Here is a 1,278-nt window from a genome sequence, read left to right as displayed (position 1 = left end):
GGCCTATGACTGGCCTGGAAACATCCGGCAGCTCGAAAATGCCGTCTTCCGGGCCTCGGTGCTTTGCGAAGGCGATGTGCTTTCCGCCGAGGACTTCCCGCAGATACGGGCGCAAGTGGAAGGCACCGTCAACCTGGATATGGACGGCGATGCGCCGGCGCCCTCCCAGTCTTTGCAGGAGCGCGATGACGAAGCCTTGCCCGGCGAGGGCGGCCCAGCAATCGCGTTCGATCCGCCGGCAAGGCTGCAGCCTCGCTTCGGCACGTTGCGGGCGCTCGACGAGCGCGGCAATGTGCGGGCACTGGCCGATGTCGAACTCGAGATGATCAAGCTTGCCATCGATCACTACAACGGACAGATGAGCGAAGTCGCCCGCCGACTCGGGATCGGTCGCTCGACGCTCTATCGCAAGCTCAAGGAACACGGCATCGATCCGGAGACGGGCCGCGTAGACCGGCTCGCCTCCTAAGGGCGATGCCGGGCTGAGCTTCGGAATCCGGCTTGCCACAAGGCCGACGCCAGCTTGCAATGCCACAGCAGGCCTTGTATCGCCGTTTCGGCGGCATTGTGGCTGTGTCATGGACAGCTCTGTTCACGCATTAAAGCTAACGGTAACAGATCGTGTTCGGGCCGAAGGCGGAAATCTGATCTAAACCAGCGGTTTACCAAGAAACCTTGTGAACAATTTTTGACGGGATATCGCCACGGTGTTACCGCATTTCGGCTTCAATAAGCGATGATTAACCATTAGGATCGATATTCGGGTGTGCTAATGCCACATCCGTTTGGACAAATCCGGGGACAAACGGCAGCCTGCAAGGCCTTTTGATTTGAACAGAATCGAACGACACACAAACAGGCGGCACCATCATTTGAGCATCTGGCCGAAGTGGCTGGCAGTGTTGGTTGTCGCTTTTGGTTTTGTTGCCGCGGCTGCGAGCGGAGCCAGCGCCGAAACACGGTCGCTGAAGCTTTATCATCTCCACACCCACGAGAAGGCCGAGATCGTCTACAAGCGCAACGGCCGCTACGTTCCCGAGGGTCTCAGGAAGATCAACATCATTTTGCGCGACTGGCGTCGCAACGAGCCGACCAAGATGGATCCGCGCCTGCTGGATCTGGTCTGGGAAGCGTATCGGGAAGCCGGCGCCACGGACTACATCCAGGTCATCTGCGGCTATCGCTCGCCGTCGACGAACTCGATGCTGCGCGGCCGCAGCAGGGGCGTCGCCGAGAAGAGCCAGCACATGCTCGGCAAGGCGATGGATTTCTATATTC

Annotated in this window: 2 protein-coding genes; both read left to right on the top strand. The window is 59.3% G+C overall.

The annotated features are described in order from the left end of the window. Nucleotides 1–469 (top strand): helix-turn-helix domain-containing protein (locus EN984_RS35035; RefSeq protein ID WP_281057386.1); only part of this gene is annotated, 469 nt, incomplete at its 5' end. Between the two features lie 403 nt (nucleotides 470–872). Then, a partial coding sequence (locus tag EN984_RS35030; protein WP_127384375.1) for a DUF882 domain-containing protein occupies nucleotides 873–1,278 on the top strand: 406 nt, incomplete at its 3' end.

Origin of the sequence: Mesorhizobium sp. M7A.F.Ca.CA.004.12.1.1, from assembly GCF_003997835.1 — a bacterium.
In the GTDB taxonomy this organism is placed as follows: domain Bacteria; phylum Pseudomonadota; class Alphaproteobacteria; order Rhizobiales; family Rhizobiaceae; genus Mesorhizobium.
The sequence above is the reverse complement of the archived record's forward strand: the minus strand, read 5'-3'. Positions and strand labels throughout refer to the sequence as shown.